Raw genomic sequence first — 14434 nt, forward strand, 5'->3', positions numbered from 1 at the left:
TGAGCCTCTTTTTTTCTGCTCTATTGATAATTATTTGCACTGTATTGATATTTTATTTCATCATTTAACTATTTTAGGCAAATGAAATTGAATTTAGAGCAAATTCTGCCGGATAGTGATAGTTCGTTTAGGTTCCTGTTGACCCCTAAATTGAATGAAGTTTTCTATTGGCATTTTCACCCCGAAATCGAATTAGTGTATGTAGAGGCAGATAAAGGAATTCGCCACATTGGGGAACATATCTCGACCTATGAGGGATGCGATTTGGCCTTAATCGGATCTTATATTCCCCACTTGAATTTCGATTATGGCGTAAAAGCAACGGTGGAGACGGTTGTGATTCAGTTTCCAGAGACTTATTTCGAGAGTGGCTTGGTCCGAATTCCCGAATTAAAAAAGGTCGTAGATCTGATGGAACGGGCGAAAACGGGATTGGCTTTTACAGGTGAAACGAAGCGGATTGCCGGTGTACGGTTGAAAAAATTAGCACATTTGGATCGATTTCATCAGTTTGTGGAGCTGATGAGCATCTTCCAGTTTTTGGCAGAATCAGACGAATATGAGGATCTCGATGTGCACCCTATTTCTAACCAAACTATCCTCAAACAACAAGAACGGATGCACCGCATCCATCAATTCGTCGAAGCAAATTTCCAAAAACCCATCGACACCCAGCAAATCGCGAACGAAGTTAACCTTTCACTTCCGGCCTTTTGCCGTTATTTTAAGAAAACGACGAAACTAACTTACACCGATTTCGTGAATCAATACCGTGTTCAATACGCGAAGAAACTCTTGATTCAAGACAAGAATGTAACGGAGACCTGCTTCGAGTCTGGCTTCGAAAGTCTTTCCTATTTCAACCGGATCTTCAAGAAATGGACAGGGGAGGCACCGTCGAGTTTTAGGAAACAGCGGTTAAAATAAGACGCCGAAGAACAATGTCCTCCGGCCTCTTTAAAAATGCTTAGCAAGGATTATTTTCTCCCTTGAGAATATTGATCAATACCGGAGATTTTTCCGTTTAAATCAAATTGGAAAATTTCAACTAACGATTTGTTCCAAACAGAACCATCCTTAGAAACACGCTTCTCAGTAGAAGTGACAAATACACCTGAAACAGGATCCGTATAGGCGATCTTAATAGGAAGAATGCTTGTAAATTTCCAGTCTAGTGAAGTATAACCATCCATCATTTGGCTAAGGTCTTTTTTTGTCAACTCTGATTTGTTGCCATCAAAGTCAGTGATTTTCACCTTTTCAGCGAAGAAAGTTAACACTGTAGCAACATCCATCGCATTATAGGCTTTGTTGAATTTCTCCATAGCTTCAATCTCACCGCGATTTGAGAATTGGAATGCTCTGCCGTTTACTTCATTCTTAGGATCCTCCGTAATATATTTTCCGCCTGTTGTTTTGCCGAATTCGTTAGTCGATGGAATTTTCGAGTATTGATTGAAGTTACTGATTTTGCCATCCTTGTTTATTTCGAATATCTCAAAAAGATTCATTTTCTCTTTTGAACCATCTTTTGCTTCACGCGTTTCCTCTGATTGCAATAATACAATTTCATTCTTTGAACCGGCTACTTTAATAGGCAAGATCGCCATAGGTACATCATTTACATTCTTGATATAGTTGTGCCATTTCTTGTTGAATTCAATCATATCCTTTTGCATTTCTGAAGAGTAATACGTTAGTTCCTTTTCAGAATCATTTGCATTGTATGCTTTAACCGCATCTAATACTACCTGGCTGCTTTTTTCAGAACCTAATTGAAATGCTTTTCCAGCATCTGGGCCAGAGAAATACTTACCTGCTGTCGTTTGTGCCGAGACACTGAATGTCGATGCGATGATCGCACCTGCTAGAACAAATTTTTTCATTGAGATTAATTTTTTTGATTAGGTCAGCAAGTACACTTGAAAAAAGGGTCTGTGGAAAGAAAAGGAGAATGCATTTGTTCCCAAATGCGCAAAAGGGAACATATTCGCTCGTTCTAAATGAGCAATAGCGAGGGAGATGTACTAGGTTTGGCAAACATCAAAAAACAATAACAATGAAAAAACTTATTTTATCACTTTGTGTGGCGGCGGGATTATTCTCTTGCACGTCAGAGTCGGATCAAAATGCCATTGTAGGTAAAGCTAACGTAGCTTATTACGGGCGTGTTTGGGAAGTAGCTATCAATGAAGGTCGTACTAATATCTTGGATTCAGCTTACGTGGAGGATGCCGTATTGCATACTGTGCCTGAAGTAAAAGGCAAAGCAAATTGCAAAGCCTATTATGAAAACTTTGTCACAGGTTTCACGGAGCGTCAATTTACGGTGAAGGAAATTTTTGCGGATGGCGACAAATTAGTCAAGTACTGGCAGTTCAAAGGAAAGCACACGGGTAATTTCTTTGGCATTCCTGCAACGGGAAAATCGGTAGACGTTATCGGTTGTACAATCGTGAAAATGAAGGATGGAAAAATTGCTGAAGAGCAAGATTTCATGGACAATATGGTATTGATGACTCAGTTAGGTCTACTGCCAGCAAGTAAATAAGTGGATAAAGGCGGGGGCTTAGGCTCCTGCCTTTTCTTTGATATACACAGAAGGGGTTACTCCTTTGCGCGCCTTGAAGGCATCGATGAATTTTGAACGCGAGACGAAACCAGCATCTGTTGAAATGGCTTCGATGGTGATCTTCTTCGCATTTCCCTCCTCTATTAATTGACACGCATACTCAATGCGCAAATCATTTTTCCATTCTCCAAAGGTCTTTTCCATCTCCTTATTGAAGTAATTCGACAGGAATCGCTCGGGCATTTTTAGGTCAAAGGACATTTGCGACAAGGAGAAGTCCTTTTTTACAAAGGGATGGGAGGCTAAATAACCCTCTAACTCCCTTTCAAAGGCATAAAAGCTACTCGATTTCTTGGCTAAACTAGATTTGATTTCTTGCAAGATCGTGCCTGCATTTAGCTCCACTTCGTAGGAAACGTTACCGTAGAGGATTTTGGGAAATAAAAACAAAATGAAGTTTTGGACAAAAAAACCTCCTCCACAGATCGCAAAGAAGCGAGCCTCGCTGAAAATGACATTCGATGGAATGCCAAAAATCGCATAATTATGCGCATAAATGGTAATCATGTGCCCCAAACTATTCGAGGCAATCACTAATTGCAAAAAGATCAAGGAGAAAATCCATTTCTGAATCAAGCGATGATTCGAGGGTAAAGCACCGTATTTCAGCAGGAGATGACGCTTATTCACAAGAAAATAGATCACAGAAGCCACACAATAGAGAATTAAATGGATAGAACGGCCATATAAAATCTGTTCAAAAGTGACCCATTGGAAATTCAAATTATAATCTTCGGTGATATTCACAATCTCGTGCGCCATCGCCGTCTTTGTCGCTAAGGACAAAGTCGTGAAAGGTAAGGTGGCTAATCCCGTAAAAATCGCCGGAATCAAATGCAATAAATCAGACAGGTGAAGTTGCTTGTCTTCTGAAACGGTGTGTTTGACATAAAAAAACAAAGCAGGGCCGAGCAAGAAGGAGAGTGGTAGAAAATGGACGAAACAGATGCCCTCCCAAAACTCGATTTTACTATAATGCAAGCCAAAATACACCATCAATACGGAATTGCAGCACAAGAAAAACAAGGCCAAAAACGTATTGGATCTATTCAATGAACTAAGGTAGTACAAGAGAATAAAGGAAGTGAAAATGCCGAACAGCGGAGCTAGTATTGCCAAAACTTGATATTAATCAGCTACAAGATAAGAATATTCTGTTTAATTTAACCCAATGAACAAGGTTTACGATTCGGCTTTTGAGGCCATTTTTGATGTTACATCGGGCTCATCGATGTTGTTTGGCGGTTTTGGATTAACTGGAATCCCAGAAAATGCGATCGATGCCTTGCTGGCAGCAGGTACTGCCGAAATACTTTGTATCTCGAATGAAGCGGGAATCGAAGGCTTTGGCTTAGGTAAATTAGTCGCCTCCCGAGCCATCAATAAGCTCATCTGTTCCTATGTGGGCGAAAATCACTTATTAGAAGCGTTGATTCTAGAAGGGCACTTATCTGTGGAACTTGTTCCTCAGGGAACCTTAGCGGAACGCATCCGTTGCGGTGGTGCAGGGATTCCCGCCTTTTTCACGCCGGCAGGAGTAGGGACAGAAGTAGCTGAGGGGAAAGAAGTGCGGGAGTTTGGGGGAAAGAAATACCTCTTAGAAACCGCGCTTACAGCAGATTTTGCATTTGTGAAAGCTTGGAAAGGGGACACGGATGGCAATTTGATTTACAAAGGAACCTCCCGCAATTTCAATCCAGTCATAGCTCCAGCAGGTAAAATCACCATCGCCGAAGTAGAAGAACTAGTGCCCGCAGGTTCGCTAGACCCGAACGAAATCCACACGCCAGGTATCTATGTGCAGCGTATTTTTCAGGGATCAAACTATGTCAAACCCATTGAAAAATTCGGTGCCTTAGCTCATTCAGAAGATGAAAAGAAGGAAATCATTGCCCGCCGTTTAGCGAAAGAAATCAAAGACGGTGATTATGTCAACCTTGGCATCGGCATTCCTACGCGGGTCTCAAACCATATTCCACCAGGAATGAAAGTGATATTACAATCAGAAAATGGATTATTAGGCATTGGCCCTTTAGCCGAACCTGGTCAAGAAGATCCCGATTTAATCAATGCGAGCAAGCGTCCGATTACGATTTTAAAGGGTGGTTCTCTATTTAGTTCCGCCGAAAGTTTTGCAATGATCCGTGGCGACCATATTGACGTGACGATTTTAGGGGGAATGCAGGTTTCTGAGCGCGGGGATTTAGCGAATTGGAAAGTACCTGGCAAAATGGTCAAAGGGATGGGAGGGGCGATGGACCTAGTCGCTTCCGCAGACAGAGTCATTGTGGCGATGTTGCATTTGACCTCCGATGGAAAATCGAAATTAGTCTCTTCTTGTGATTTGCCTTTAACGGGGGAACGCTGCGTCACACGAATTATAACCGATTTAGCCGTGATTGACATAAACCCCGAAGGCGGCTTTCTATTAAAAGAGCGTGCCCACGGGGTTTCTATTGAACAAATCAAAGCGGCCACAGCCGGTAGATTACTCATCCCAGACGAAGTGCCGGAATTTTAGATTTTATAGTATTGCTCCCAACCTTTTCTTGGCGGCGCTCCCACTAAAAGAGAATTCGCTAAGGAGTTGTTCGTAATTTGTTTCGTCTTGCGATCGAATTGTAATTTCGTATTCAGTTTTTGTGCCATGACACCGAGTGAGAACACTTGGCTTAATGGACCCGCGATTTCGAAAGGAGAACGCGTCTTTTCTTGACCCATACACGCTTTCAAGAAGTTCGCATAGTGATTCGAAGGACTTGCCTGCACTTCAGGTAATTTTAAATCCTTGCCCGCATCGCCTAAAATCGAAAGCGTACTTCCGTGCGATCCACCTTTGAAGGTTAAATCCTTGCTGTAGATAATTTTGCCTGGATTTAATTTAGCGGGTTGGATTTTGCCATTGGCCGCTGGTGGAATATTCGGATCTAGTTCGTTGGTTCCATAATTCGATGGTACCGGTGGAATGTTGTTTACGCCATCATACCACGTGATATCCATCGCAGGCATATTCTTGCGCTCAGGGAATTTAAACTGAATCGTGGATGACATCGGGTAGAAGAAATTATTGTGACCATCTGCCCGTAGCATATTGATTTCTGTAGGTAAGCCTAAGTCCAAAAACTCGTGTGCCGTATCCATGATATGAGCACCCCAGTCACCCAGTGCACCTAAACCATAGTCAAACCAGCAACGCCATTGACCGTTCACAAAATCTTTTTGGTACTCATGTGGCTGAACAACTCCTTGCCAAATATCCCAGTCTAAAGAAGAAGGAATCGATTCTGCTGCCGGAAATTTAGTGATCTTCGGATCCCAGCTATGCCATCTACGAGGCGAATTCATGTGAGCCGTCATCGACGTCACATCCTTAATAATTCCTGCTTCTTTCCAAGCCTTGAATTGGAAGTAATTTCCTTCGGAGTGGCCTTGGTTACCCATTTGAGTGACTACTTTCGGGTGCTTGCGCGCCGCTGCCATCATCAATTCGATTTCATTAAAGGTACGCGCCATGGGTTTCTCCACAAACACGTGTTTGCCTAGACCCAGCGCCATCATCGTGATAGGGAAGTGGGAATGATCAGGAACACCAATGGAAACGGCCTCGATCTTCGATCCCATTTTGTCAAACATCTGACGGAAATCTTGGAAGCGAGGAACATCTGGGAATTTCTCTAATACTTTTAAAGTCTGCGGAGCACCCATGTCCACATCACAAAGGGCGACGATATTCGCTAAACCCGTGTTATATAAAGACATGACGTCTAAGCCGCCTTGGTTACCAATGCCGATACAGGCAAGATTGACTTTTTCTCCAGGTAATTTCGAAAGTATATTGGGGAAAGCTGCAGCAGCTCCTAATAGGCCGGCGTTCTTTAGGAATTCCCGGCGTGAATTTTGTAGGTTGTTCATGTGTAGGAAATAGGTTTGCAATTAAAAGCCAAAGACTTAGCTAAACTACTTGCCTCCTAAATCAAAAAAAAGATGAAAGAAAAATTCTTTCATCTTGATGCACACCAAACCACTAATTGATTTTGTAATAAGCGAAGGTAGGTCTATTTCTCGGTTATCAAACACCGGTCTATCAGATTATCAGTTTATTGATAAAGTGATAGGGCTATCGCTAAAGTTGCGTGCATCTTTTCTCGTAAATATGCAGGTTCAATTACCTGTAATTCAGTGGAATAGCGCAGTAGAAAGTTTTCTAATTCCTGATTAATTTCTAAGGACAAGGTAAAATGATGGGCGTCTAGTATTTTTTGGGAGGAGTGGATGGGGTATTTAGTCACATACTCTTTTATCCACGAGTTTTCTTGCACTTGTATCAGGATACGCTCGGCGGCGCTAACACCCCTGAATAGCCCTAAGCTATTTTTAAAGAAATCAGAGGGGCGGAAATCAGGATGAATTCGGGTTTTATGGAGTGTCTGACTGAGGCGAAGGGATTCGATTCGATCTAACGCAAAGAGCCGAAGTTTATCTAGCGAAATGTTTGTTTGTAAGTCAGATATCTCTTGAAAAACTACATACCAGCCGGTATACCAGCCATTATTGTATTCCTTTATCAGCAAGGGGAGCCCAGTGATGGTTTTTGCTTTAGAGGTGGCCGCTAAGCCTTTGTGTGAAATTTCAATTAATCTCTTTCCTGCGATAGCGTCTACCAGAAATTTGAGGTGTTCTGATCCGGAGCGATCCCCCTCGTTAATTAATTCGATGGCTGGCCAGTTCGCCAGTTCTTCGTGTTTTAGGAGGTTGTTTTCCAAAGAGATCGCCCGCAACTTATTCACTATCCCATTCCCATTTCCACCCGTAAATAAATGTTTGTTGAAATCGATGATGGAGGCGATTTGGTCTAGTTCTTTATCTGAGAAAGAAGGAAAGGCGCTGATGTCATCGCGGATATAGTAAAAGCGGTTTTCTGATTTAGAATAGCGAATTAAGTCGCCCTCCGACTCTTCTAGGCTGGGATAACGTTCCGCTAGTTTTTCTTTCAACGCTTTTAGGTCGCGGCTGAAACTGCGTTCGCTATAGCTGAGTTGGTCAAAATGTTCCGTGAAATAATCACTCACCGTTGCCGCGCGCAAAGGAAAAGTCTTTCGCAGAAATAGGTTATTCAGTTCTTTGAGACGATCTGTTGTATTCATCAGAGGCGAATCTAGTAAATTCTTTGTAGTACGCCAACTTTTGGCGAACTACTGACGCAATTTTGGGTATTCAAAAACGAAAACAACATGAAAAATATCAAAACATTACTCGTATTACCTTTCTTCTTTTATGCCACAGAAGGTTATTTGAAAGCATTCAAAGTCTCTCCTGCAAAACTTCCTGCAGCCCTTTTTGTCATCTGTAATTTCCTGCTTTGCTTGGGTTTAATCATGGCAGACTTTCAATTATTCGGAAATTCAGATGCGGATGGATGGTATACGCAAGCGGTTTTAGTGGAAGTGCTTTACTTAGCCGGGGGTGAGGGCTTGAACTTGTTCTCGGAGTTAGAGGTAGTAGAGACGCGTTAGTTGACGCGTTCGAATTGGAACTTTAACACGAATTCGTGGGTCTGATTCGTAATTTTAGAAATCGTGTTTGTAGGCATCTCGTATTGGTAGCCTAAGTAAACGGTGGGACTAAATTGAACACCTAGGTTAATGCCGATAGCGTTTTCATTTCGATAGCCAAAACCCACATCGAGTAATTCATAAAACGATCCGGTCAAGTTAATGTCATAACTCAAGGGTAGGTCAGCTGCCGCGCGCACAATGGCATTTGTATGAATACTAACGGCTTGACTTAAAACTTGTTTTTTGCCTATCATACCATAATAGAAGGAGGCGTCTTTGTATTTCCCGTTTTGGAGGCCAAAATCATTCCAAAGCATCCTTGGTTGAGAAATACTCACATAGAACTTATCTTCTTTCGCCAGGCGAATCCCCCAGCCTGAATTGATCTGTAAACCGGTAGAATAATTTTGCGTAAATAACTCATCTGTTTGATCTAATAAACTCAGTCCCGCAAAGTCCAAAGCTAAATTAGTCACCCCCACGCGAATCCCACCTGAGAGCGCCCATTTTTCATTAATCAAGGAGTGATAGGCAAAATCGCTGTTCACTGAAGTCGCTTTCACAGGGCCTAATTGATCCAGAAATGCCGTGAATCCCACGCCCATTTTCTCTCCCCAATTAAAGTTTCCCATCAGGGCAGTGGTGACGGGTGTCCCCGGCATCGAAGTCCATTGGTTGCGGTTTACGAGAATGATTTCGTTCTTATCGCTAGCTCCTACGAACGTAGGGTTTATGATTTGTGGGTACAATCGAAATAAGGAGAATACAGGGTCAGTCTGGGCCTTTATTTGGCCAGCTAAAACTAACAAACACCCTAAAATCACAATCCGTAATTTCATTTATTTCTTCAAACGATTGATGTAAATATAAGTAGAAACGCGAGGTCTCACGTCATTATAGTCTAAAATATAGAAATATACGCCGTCAGGTAATAGACCATCTCCCGCTAAAATCGGATTCCCTCGGTTCGTTTCACCGCCCCAATTATTGCCATAATCTTTTGCTTCGAATACGATATTTCCACCTCGATCTAGGACCGTTAAGGTATTAGGCGTCGTACGCATGACGCCTGGAATGACTAAATAATCATTTTTACCATCTCCATTCGGCGAAATCCCTTGGAAGGCCACCGGGTCACAGGCATCTGGGTCAATGCGGTTATCCACCCCGTCATGATCGCAATCAGGTAGGCCGCCATAATTCAAATCATTTTCCCATTCGTCTTTGATTTCATCCCCATCGGAATCTAAATCATTGTAATCTGGAAGCCCGTCTTTATCTGTATCCACCGGATTATTTCGATCACCACCTATCTCCACGATATCCGTGTAACCATCTTTGTCCGTGTCATAATTCACATCTTCTAACACCGTAATCGTCGTGCTGTCCAGGCCAGGCCCAGTGGAATTCGTTGCCGTAATAATATAGGTTCTAGGTTTCGCTGGCCAAGTAGGCGTGCCAGAAATGAGACCCGTTTTTGCGTCAAAACTTAGCCCTGCCGGCAATAAAGAATCGATCGCGAAAACATCGACAATTCCTACAACGACCGGCTTGAAGCTCACAGCTACACCTTGTTTGAATACCCCAGTTGCAGGGTAATCGATCTCAGGGAAGGCGATTAAGACTTTAATTGAAATCGTAAAGGTGTCGTATCCCGTTGAATTAGTGGCCGTAATCACATAATCCGTAAAGTCTTGTGCTTTCGTAGGCGTTCCCGTAATGGATCCTGTCAAAGGATTCAATGTTAAACCAGCCGGCAGCGGTTTGTCTACCGTATAGACCGTTGGATTTCCCTGAACACTCGGGTTCAACGCACTGATTTTAATCTTCTCAATATAGGTCTGAGGAGTGGTATAATTCAAACTGCTCGGACGCGGAATAACCGTGGCAATCCGAATAGTGTCCGTAGTAGCGGCGGTGCTATTCGTAATGGTGACCACATAGGTAGTAGGCGGACTTAAAACGGTAGGTGTACCTGAAATGATTCCGGTGGCAGGATCGAATACTAATCCAGTAGGCAATGGCCGGTTTATCACAATACTTCCCACGACACCTTTGATAACAGGGATTAAATCCGCGTTCGTTTTCCCTGGGAAAAATAAGTCAACGCCAGTATATACCGGATTAATTTGCGATCCTAGCATAGGCTCTGGATACGTAATATGGGGTCTTGCGATTAATACCGTGATCACAAGTCGTGCCCTGGCAGATCCCGTCGTATTAGTAGCCGTTACCCAGTATTCCGTTAATGGAATCGCCTTCGTAGGAGTCCCAGATATAACCCCTGTGATCGGATTAAGCGTCAAACCATCCGGCAACGCTTTGTCAATCGTATACGTATCTACTTTTCCGGTCACGCTTGGATTTAACGGAGTGATGGGCACTTCCTCCTCATAAATGACAGGAGTGGCGTAGGAAAGATTTTTAGGCTGAGCAATTAATACTTCTAAGTCCAAAGGAGCAGAGGTAGACCCCGTCGAATTGGAGGCCGTTACGATATAGCGTATAAGTCCCGTGAAGACGCTCGGTTTACCCGTAATTTCTCCCGTCGCATTGTTGAATGTGAGCCCTAAAGGCAAAGGTTTGTCTATCGTGAAGGCAGTCGCTAAACCGGAATAGGTCGGTCTAACCGGTGCTAACGTACTATCTTGTATTAATCGAGTGGGACTGAAGTAGGCCAAATTAGACGGCGGCGCAATCACCACCGAAATGTCAATACTCGCCGTCGCCGATCCCGTGCTATTTCTAGCCGTGATCACATAGGTCTGCATCGAACTTAAAGCCGTGGGAATTCCACTGATGATTCCCGTAGTCGAACTAAAGGAAAGCCCTGCAGGAAGCGTGCGGTCGATGGAATAAGTCGCTACGGTTCCGGAAACGGATGGAGCGATATCGGGGATGAGAAAGTCTTGATACAAGACTTTTGGGGTTGCATAGACCAGATTTCTTGGTCTCGCAATCAACACCGTCATCACCACATTCGTCGAGGTAGATCCCGTCGAATTCGTCGCGGTAACCACATAGGTTGTGGTCGGTTTTGCCAAAGTAGGTATGCCAAAAATCCGTCCCGTCGTCACATCTAAAAGTAAACCATCTGGTAGTGCCGGAGCGACGGAATAAGAGGCAACATAACCAGTTACCGTAGGATTCAGAGGGCTGATGTCAACCCCTTCTTCATATACATTAGGGGTATTATAAGACAAGCCAGTAGGCGCTGGAATTAATACCGTGATAGGAAGTGCATACGAACTTGACCCCGCCACATTTGTGGCAGTAATCGTAAATATAGTTCTAGGAATTGCTTGCGTAGGCGTCCCCGAAATCCTTCCCGTATTCGTATCGAAACTGAGTCCATCTGGAAGTTGTTTGTCGATCGAATATGACGCCACAAAACCCGTCACCGTAGGACTTAAGGTACTGATCGCTGTGCCTGTAAAATAGGTAGGAGGGTTCACGTAGGTCAAATTCGTAGGCGGCGGAATGGTGACCGTAATATCCACTACTGCGGTTCCTGTTCCCGTCGTGTTCGTCGCCGTAATCGTATAGGGGGTTCTAGTTGATTGAACCGTCGCCGCCCCTGAAATGATTCCCGTACTCGTGTCAAAATTCAAGCCAGCCGGTAATCCAGGACTGATCGCAAAAGAGTTAACAACCGTTCCATTTTTGTTTGGAACTAACGGATTAATAGCCACCGTCTCATAAAACACATTAGGTGTCGTGTAGGAGATTTGTGGGCGGGCGATGAGGACGGTGATGGAAGTGGTGGCGGTGGTGAAGCCGGTAGTGTTTCTAGCCGTAATCGTGTAAGTCGCACTAGGACTAGCAATGGTAGGAGTTCCATTTATTTGTCCATTCCCTGGATTGAAATTGATTCCTAGAGGTAGTGTTGGATATATTTCGTAGGTATCCGGACTTCCCGCAATTCCTGGGTTTATACCAGAAATAGGAACACGCTCTTCAAATATGAGAGGGTTGGGGTAAGTTAAGCTTGATGGAGCCGCGATTTTTACACTAATGGTTATGGGAGCTGTGACGAAATCCGTTGAATTAGTGGCACGGATGATATAAACGGTACTAGGCGTAACTGCCGTAGGTGTTCCCGTAATTTCTCCTGTCGCGGGGTTAATATTTAGTCCTGCAGGTAAACTTGCAGCCGTAAAGGTGATCCCGGTTCCAGAAATACTAGGTGTTATGCCTGCAATAGGTGTTCCTTGGGTGAATTCGTGCGGGGAAGAATAGCTAAATCCACTTGGAGGTGGAATGACTACACGAATGCTGGTAGTGAAAATGATGGATGAAGTGCTGTTTTCAGCAGTGATTGTGTAGGTAATCGGCCCACTTAAAACAGAAGGGAATCCTCCGATTTCGCCAGTTGTTTGATCAAAAGTAAGTAGCCCGGGTAAAGTGGGGCTGATGGTATACCTCGAAACGGTTCCGGTTATGGTGGTGGGAGGAATGGGGGTAAATGCTGTGTTTAAATAAAGTGTTATAGGGTTAGGGTAACTCAAATTACTTGGAGCCGGTATTACTACATCAAAAGAGATGGTTTGGGTGAAATCTCCATTGGCATTCGATCCTTTTATTACATAAGAATTAAAGCCAGTAGTTTGAGTAGGTGTGCCTGAAATTATACCGGTCGCCGGGTCTAAAGTTAAACCACCAGGCAAGGGAGTTGTTGTAGTGTAGGTGCCTACTATTCCTCCTGTTGCAGCTTTTACTGGAGAAATCGGGGTAATAGGGGAACCTATAAAAAGTCTATTAGGGGCTGTGTATGTGAAATTTGGAGGGGCAATTATAACTGCAATACTAATAGGCGAGTCTGTAAAGCTGGTAGAGTTAGTTGCTCTAATCGTATATTGAGTAGTGGGACTAGGCACTTGGGGTGTGCCTGAAATTTCCCCAGTTGCAGAATCGATAATTAAACCAGCAGGTAGAGTAGAACCTGGTGCCATACTAAAGGTGACTCCTGCACCCGAGACCGTTGGTCTAAAAGGTGTAATAGGTGTGTATTGTTGAAATGTATAAGAATTTGTAGGAAAGGATAAGCCAGTAGGAGGAGGGATGTTAACCGTAAAAACTACTGTCGCTTTTGTGAATCCTTGACTATTGCTACCAGTAACCTCAACAGTCACTGGGTTGGAATTTAAGGTCGTAGGTGTTCCATAAATATCACCTGTATACTGGTCGATAAACATTCCAGGAGGAAGAGTCCCGCTACTGATACTAAACGTTTCAAAATAACCGATAGCGCTGGCAATTGGGACTAGATTCTGTTGATTAACGATGAGTTTTACAGGAGTATTATAGCTTAAAAATTCAGGAGCAGCTAGATTGATTTGGACAGTGGCGGTATAGTTGTTTGAAACACAGCCTGTCGTTGTATTTTTTACATTGACACTGAAATCATAGCTTCCTATTTGGCCAAATGGGATATTTACTGTCAAGGAAGAACCTCCCATCTCTCCGTTTGAAATGGGCTGAAATCCATTCATGTTGATGGCAGTAACAGAAAACCGAGATGGGCTATTAGTAGGAGAGCCATATGGTATAGTAAATGATCTATTATTCGACGTGATAGCGGGTACTGCCCCTGGATTAATGGAAGGAAGAGGGTTGACAATAACTGTTATTGGATTACTTTCAGAACTTATTATTCCACCAATAGTGGATTTAGCGGTATATACTCCTGCTTCAGTAACTGTTAAGGTTTGTCCTGTAGTAGGTAGTAGTGTAGTACCTTTATACCAAGTAATGTTTCCACTTAAATTAGAAGTTAATGTGGTGGAGCTTCCGGCGCAAATGGCTTCAGTTCCTTTATTTTCCCATAACTCAAATGTTAGGGTGCCATTGTTGTTTGTATCTCCATCTGTAAAACTATATTTCGAACCTCCGGCCCACAATCCAATATAGTATTCATAAATATTGTCAGTTGCATATCCAACAGGAAAATTGGGTGTGGGTGGGCACACTCCCATTAATTTCCAAGTTGCTTCTGTACAAGATGAATTTAAAACTGGGGAATCAGTTCCGATCGGATTGGCAATATTGGAATTATAATAGGCCGCATCCATGTAGAGTGCTGTAGATGCAGCATTCGTACCAAAAGTCCCCCTTACTCTAAGTTTGTAATAATATCCGGCAACAGTAGAAGAAGAAATTTGGCTTGAAGTACCAAAATTTGATCTCATATTTTTGAGGTCTGAACCTATCTGAAACCATTTTGAATTATCTGTATTCCCCGAAATCA

The 14434-nt window shown here is 43.2% G+C and carries 10 protein-coding genes; 4 read left to right on the forward strand and 6 right to left on the reverse strand.

Going from position 1 to position 14434, the window contains the following annotated elements; genetic code table 11:
* The first annotated feature begins 81 nt into the window (after positions 1-81).
* Positions 82-927, forward strand: a complete 846-nt coding sequence (locus EWU21_RS01930; protein WP_130895110.1) for an AraC family transcriptional regulator — start codon at positions 82-84, stop codon at positions 925-927.
* A 50-nt stretch (positions 928-977) separates the two neighbouring features.
* Here EWU21_RS01930 and EWU21_RS01935 read toward each other — a convergent pair whose 3' ends face one another.
* Positions 978-1886, reverse strand: coding sequence for a nuclear transport factor 2-like protein (locus EWU21_RS01935; RefSeq protein WP_130895111.1), 909 nt, complete (start codon positions 1884-1886; stop codon positions 978-980).
* 173 nt (positions 1887-2059) lie between these two features.
* On the opposite strand from EWU21_RS01935, the gene EWU21_RS01940 reads away from it, so the two are divergent.
* The gene (locus EWU21_RS01940; protein ID WP_130895112.1) at positions 2060-2551 is read left to right on the forward strand and encodes an ester cyclase; all 492 of its coding nucleotides are present in this window, start codon (positions 2060-2062) and stop codon (positions 2549-2551) included.
* Between the two features lie 18 nt (positions 2552-2569).
* On the opposite strand, the gene EWU21_RS01945 is transcribed toward EWU21_RS01940, so the two are convergent.
* On the reverse strand, positions 2570-3751 hold the full coding sequence (locus tag EWU21_RS01945) for a helix-turn-helix domain-containing protein (RefSeq protein ID WP_130895113.1): 1182 nt from the start codon (positions 3749-3751) through the stop codon (positions 2570-2572).
* 52 nt (positions 3752-3803) lie between these two features.
* On the opposite strand from EWU21_RS01945, the gene EWU21_RS01950 reads away from it, so the two are divergent.
* Positions 3804-5153, forward strand: a complete 1350-nt coding sequence (locus EWU21_RS01950; RefSeq protein WP_130895114.1) for a 3-oxoacid CoA-transferase — start codon at positions 3804-3806, stop codon at positions 5151-5153.
* Here EWU21_RS01950 and EWU21_RS01955 read toward each other — a convergent pair.
* Together EWU21_RS01955 and EWU21_RS01960 are read right to left on the reverse strand one after the other, a co-directional pair.
* The gene (locus EWU21_RS01955) at positions 5150-6544 is read right to left on the reverse strand and encodes a Gfo/Idh/MocA family protein (protein ID WP_130895115.1); all 1395 of its coding nucleotides are present in this window, start codon (positions 6542-6544) and stop codon (positions 5150-5152) included. The two genes, EWU21_RS01950 and EWU21_RS01955, sit on opposite strands and share 4 nt — an antisense overlap.
* Before the next feature lie 185 nt (positions 6545-6729).
* A complete protein-coding gene (locus EWU21_RS01960) occupies positions 6730-7776 on the reverse strand; it encodes a helix-turn-helix transcriptional regulator (protein ID WP_130895116.1) in 1047 nt (348 codons plus the stop codon).
* Positions 7777-7863: 87 nt separating this feature from the next.
* On the opposite strand from EWU21_RS01960, the gene EWU21_RS01965 reads away from it, so the two are divergent.
* A complete protein-coding gene (locus EWU21_RS01965) occupies positions 7864-8145 on the forward strand; it encodes a hypothetical protein (protein ID WP_130895117.1) in 282 nt (93 codons plus the stop codon).
* Here EWU21_RS01965 and EWU21_RS01970 read toward each other — a convergent pair.
* Together EWU21_RS01970 and EWU21_RS01975 are read right to left on the reverse strand one after the other, a co-directional pair.
* Positions 8142-9026, reverse strand: coding sequence for a PorP/SprF family type IX secretion system membrane protein (locus EWU21_RS01970; RefSeq protein ID WP_130895118.1), 885 nt, complete (start codon positions 9024-9026; stop codon positions 8142-8144). The genes EWU21_RS01965 and EWU21_RS01970 overlap by 4 nt on opposite strands.
* Positions 9027-14375 carry a putative Ig domain-containing protein gene (locus EWU21_RS01975; RefSeq protein ID WP_161566459.1) on the reverse strand — a complete coding sequence of 1783 codons (5349 nt, stop codon included), beginning with the start codon at positions 14373-14375 and terminating at the stop codon, positions 9027-9029.
* Between the last annotated feature and the right edge of the window lie 59 nt (positions 14376-14434).

The sequence above is a fragment of the Aquirufa antheringensis genome (genome assembly GCF_004307425.1).
GTDB lineage: Bacteria > Bacteroidota > Bacteroidia > Cytophagales > Spirosomataceae > Aquirufa > Aquirufa antheringensis.

Coding starts and splice junctions, on each gene's coding strand:
- EWU21_RS01975 (WP_161566459.1), bottom strand. CDS start 14,375: ATGAGATCAAATTTTGGTACTTCAAGCCAAATTTCTTCTTCTACTGTT.
- EWU21_RS01970 (WP_130895118.1), bottom strand. CDS start 9,026: ATGAAATTACGGATTGTGATTTTAGGGTGTTTGTTAGTTTTAGCTGGC.
- EWU21_RS01955 (WP_130895115.1), bottom strand. CDS start 6,544: ATGAACAACCTACAAAATTCACGCCGGGAATTCCTAAAGAACGCCGGC.
- EWU21_RS01930 (WP_130895110.1), top strand. CDS start 82: ATGAAATTGAATTTAGAGCAAATTCTGCCGGATAGTGATAGTTCGTTT.
- EWU21_RS01965 (WP_130895117.1), top strand. CDS start 7,864: ATGAAAAATATCAAAACATTACTCGTATTACCTTTCTTCTTTTATGCC.
- EWU21_RS01935 (WP_130895111.1), bottom strand. CDS start 1,886: ATGAAAAAATTTGTTCTAGCAGGTGCGATCATCGCATCGACATTCAGT.
- EWU21_RS01940 (WP_130895112.1), top strand. CDS start 2,060: ATGAAAAAACTTATTTTATCACTTTGTGTGGCGGCGGGATTATTCTCT.
- EWU21_RS01960 (WP_130895116.1), bottom strand. CDS start 7,776: ATGAATACAACAGATCGTCTCAAAGAACTGAATAACCTATTTCTGCGA.
- EWU21_RS01950 (WP_130895114.1), top strand. CDS start 3,804: ATGAACAAGGTTTACGATTCGGCTTTTGAGGCCATTTTTGATGTTACA.